The sequence below is a fragment of the Protofrankia sp. CiT1 genome (assembly GCF_917627335.1).
Classification (GTDB): Bacteria; Actinomycetota; Actinomycetes; order Frankiales; family Frankiaceae; genus Protofrankia.
The window spans coordinates 1-4,160 of sequence record NZ_CAKJTP010000130.1; the positions used below are offsets into that span (position 1 = coordinate 1).

The 4,160-nt window shown below is 69.9% G+C and carries 2 protein-coding genes; both read left to right on the top strand.

Features of this window, described 5'->3' with window-relative positions; genetic code table 11:
- Positions 1-854, top strand: an 854-nt coding sequence (locus tag MJ785_RS17030; protein WP_239381749.1) for an acyl carrier protein, incomplete at its 5' end; no start/stop codon positions are given.
- A 53-nt stretch (positions 855-907) separates the two neighbouring features.
- On the top strand, positions 908-4,160 hold a 3,253-nt coding region (locus MJ785_RS17035), incomplete at its 3' end, for a type I polyketide synthase (protein ID WP_239381751.1).

Consider the following 4,160-nt stretch of genomic DNA (forward strand, 5'->3'; position numbering starts at 1 on the left):
TCAGCCCGCACCCGCTGCTCAACTTCAGCATCCAGGAGATCCTCGACACCGCCGGGAAGCCCACGGCGGTGGTCACCGGGTCACTGCGCCGCGACGAGGGCGGACTCGAACGGTTCCTCATTTCCCTCGGTGAGGTGCACGCACGCGGGGCTTCGGTCAACTGGGCAGCGGTGTTCAGTGGCCGCAGCCCCCGCCGGGTGGAACTACCCACCTATGCCTTCCAGCATCGGCGGTACTGGCTCGACATCGCGCGCTCCTTTGCCGGCGAGAGGTCCGCCCGCGCGGTGCTGGGCGCGGACGGGACACCGGCCGGGGACGAACCATCGCCGGTGTCCGGAGCGCCGCTGCTCCAGCTACTGGCGAGCCTGACAGCGGCCGAACGCGACGAGGTCCTGCTCGCGGCCGTCCGCGCGGAGACCGCCGCGGTCCTGGGCCATGACGGCGCGACCGAGATCGGCCCGGACCGGGCGTTCCGGGAGCTCGGGCTGACCTCGCTGACCGCGGTCGACCTCCGGAACCGGCTGAGCGAGACCTCAGGGTTGCAACTACCCGCCACCCTTGTTTTCGACTACCCGACGCCCACCGCGATCGCCGGGTACCTGCGATCACAACTGACCCTGGACGCTGCGGCATCAGTTCCCTCGCCGCTGGCCGCCCTTGATCAGCTGGAGGCGTCGCTGGCGGCCGGGAGCACCGACGAGGCGGACCGCGGCGAGGCCATCTCCCGGCTGCGTGCGCTGATCGATCGATGGGAAGGCAACGGGAGCGCCTCCTCCGGTGACGGCGGAATCGACCTCGATTCGGCGACCGACGACGAACTCTTCGCGCTCATGGACGACAGCGCCACTTATTGATCGTCAAAGGTCGCCGAGATGACGAAGCAAATTCATGAGGGAGCTGTTCCAGAATGGCGAATGAAGAGAAGCTTCGCGAGTATCTGAAGCGTGCGCTCGCCGATTCCCGGCAGGCTCAGAAACGCCTCCGCGAAGTCGAGTTGAGCCAGTGGGAGCCGATCGCGATTGTCGGGATGAGCTGCCACTATCCGGGCGGGGTGGATTCTCCGGAGGATCTGTGGCGCCTGGTGGAGACCGGCGGCGACGCCGTTTCGGAGTTCCCGACCGACCGTGGCTGGGACGTCGAGGAGCTGTTCGATCCGGACCCGGACCGGCTGGGCCGGACCTATACACGCCACGGCGGCTTCCTGCCCGACGCGGCGGAGTTCGACGCGGATTTCTTCGGAATCTCACCGCGCGAGGCACTCGCGATCGACCCGCAGCAACGGCTGTTGTTGCGGACGGCGTGGGAGGTGCTCGAACGGGCGGGCATCGACCCGGCCTCACTACGGGGAAGCAAGACGGGTGTCTTCACCGGAATAGCCGGCCGCGACTATGCCGCGGGATTTCATCAGGTACCCGACGAGCTGGAAGGCTACGTGCTCACCGGCATCCTGAGCAGCGTCGCCTCGGGTCGGATCTCCTACACCCTCGGGCTGGAGGGCCCGACGATGACGCTGGACACGGCCTGCTCCTCGTCACTGGTGGCCCTGCATCTCGCGGCGCAGTCACTACACTCGGGCGAATCCGACCTGGCGCTGGCCGGCGGCGCCACGGTCATGACCTCCCCACTCGGGTTCATCGAGTTCGCCCGGCAGCGTGGCCTGGCACCGGACGGGAGATGCAAGGCGTTCGCCGCCGCGGCGGACGGTACCGGCTGGGCCGAAGGCGTCGGGCTGCTGTTGCTGGAACGCCTCAGCGACGCCGAGCGCCTCGGGCATCAGGTGCTGGCCGTGGTCCGGGGCTCGGCGGTGAACTCCGACGGCGCGTCCAACGGCCTGACCTCGCCGAACGGCCCGTCCCAGCAACGGGTGATCCGTACGGCACTCACGAACGCTCGTCTCTCCCCCGCCGACATCGACACCGTCGAAGCCCACGGCACCGGCACCACCCTGGGCGACCCGATCGAGGCGCAGGCTCTGCTGGCCACCTACGGTCAGAACCGGCCCGACGACCGGCCCCTGTGGCTCGGGTCGTTCAAATCGAACATCGGCCATGCGCAGGCCGCTGCCGGTGTCGCGGGTGTGATCAAAACAGTGCAGGCCATCCGGCACGGTGTGCTGGCGAAAACTCTGCATGTCGACGAGCCGTCACCGTTCGTCGACTGGTCCGCCGGTGGGGTGCGGCTACTCACCGAGGCCCGGCCATGGCCGGAGACCGGCCGGCCACGGCGCGCTGGCGTGTCCTCCTTCGGCGTGAGCGGCACCAACGCACATGTGATCATCGAGCAAGCTCCGGCCGCCGGAGGAAGCGCCGCGGACGAGACCGCGAAGGCGGTGGCTGACGAGACCGGGAACGCCGTTGCCGGACCGCTTCCCTGGGTGCTGTCCGCCAGGTCACCGCAAGCGCTGCGGGCGCAGGCGGCACGTCTGGCGTCGTTCGTGGAAGCCGATGGCGACCTCGCCCCGGTCGATGTCGCGTATTCGCTGGCCACCACCAGGGCCGCGCTTGAGCACCGCGCCGTCGTCGTCGCCGACGACCGGGACGGCTTCCTGGCCGGCCTGGGCGCGCTCGCCCGCGGCGAGGCGGCACCGAACGCGGCCGCCGGCCCCGCGCCGACGGCGGGGAAACTGGCGTTCCTGTTCACCGGCCAGGGCAGCCAGCGGCTCGGCATGGGCCGGGAGCTGTACGAGGCCTATCCGGTGTTCGCGAACGCCTTCGACGCTGTCACGCATGAGCTGGACGAGCAGCTGACGGGGCAGGTCACCCACACCGTCCGCGACGTCCTTTTCGCCGACGGCGACACCGGCACAGACGGCGACACCGGTCTCCTCCACCAGACCGTGTTCACCCAGGCCGCGCTGTTCGCCGTCGAAACCGCGCTGTTCCGGCTGCTCGAATCCTGGCACGTCCGGCCTGACTATCTCGCCGGGCACTCGATCGGCGAACTCACCGCCGCCCACGTCGCCGGTGTCTGGTCCCTCGCCGACGCGGCACGAGTCGTCGCGGCCAGGGGCCGGCTCATGCAGTCTCTCCCGCCCGGCGGTGCGATGATCGCCATCCAGGCGACGGAAGACGAAGTGCTCACCGCACTCACGGCGCACGACGACAGCGTCGGTATCGCCGCCGTCAACGGGCCGAGCTCCGTTGTCATCTCCGGCGACGAGATCCCGGCCCTGCGCATCGGCGCCGAGTTCGCGGCCCAGGGCCGCAAGACCAGACGGCTTGCGGTCAGCCACGCCTTCCACTCCCCCCATATCGACGGCATGCTCGACGAGTTCCGCCAGATCACCGGAACGCTCGCCTACGCCGAGCCCCAGATACCGGTCATCTCGAACCTGACCGGCCGGCTCGCCACCGCCGACGAACTCGGTAGCGCCGAGTACTGGGTGCGCCACGTCCGCCACGCGGTCCGCTTCGCCGACGCGATCGCCAGCCTGGACACCGCCGGGGTCACCACCTACCTCGAGCTCGGCCCCGACGGCGTCCTCACCGCTCTTGCCCAGGAAACGCTCGCCGACCGACATGATCGCGTGACAGCGGCACTCACACCCACACTCCGCCGGGACCGCCGCGAACCCGCCGCGCTGGTGACCGCGCTCGGCCAGGCCCACATCCACGGAGCCCCGATCAACTGGGACGCCGTGTTCAGCGGCCGGCGCCCCCGGCGCATCGACCTGCCCACCTACGCCTTCCAGGAGCAGCGGTACTGGCTTGACCCGGTAACGTCGAACGGCAACCCCGCCACGCTGGGGCTCGGGCCCGCGGGGCACCCGCTGCTGGGCGCCACGGTGGGACTGGCCGACGCCGACGGACTCCTGTTCACCGGACGGCTGTCGCTACGGACCCACCCATGGCTGGCCGACCATGCCGTGATGGGTTCGGTGCTGGTTCCCGGTACGGCGTTCGTGGAACTCGCGCTCCGCGCCGGCGACGAGGCCGGCTACGAAAACCTCGACGAACTGATAGCGCAGTCGCCGTTGATACTGCCTGAACGCGGTGCGGTCCAGCTACAGCTGGCCGTCGGACCGCCGGACGCGGGGCGGCGCCCGATCACGGTGTACTCACGGCCGGCGGACGCCCCGGCCGGTTCGGAATGGACCCGGCACGCCAGCGGTATTCTCAGCGCCAGCGGTATTCCCAGCGCCAGCGGTATTCCCAGCGCCA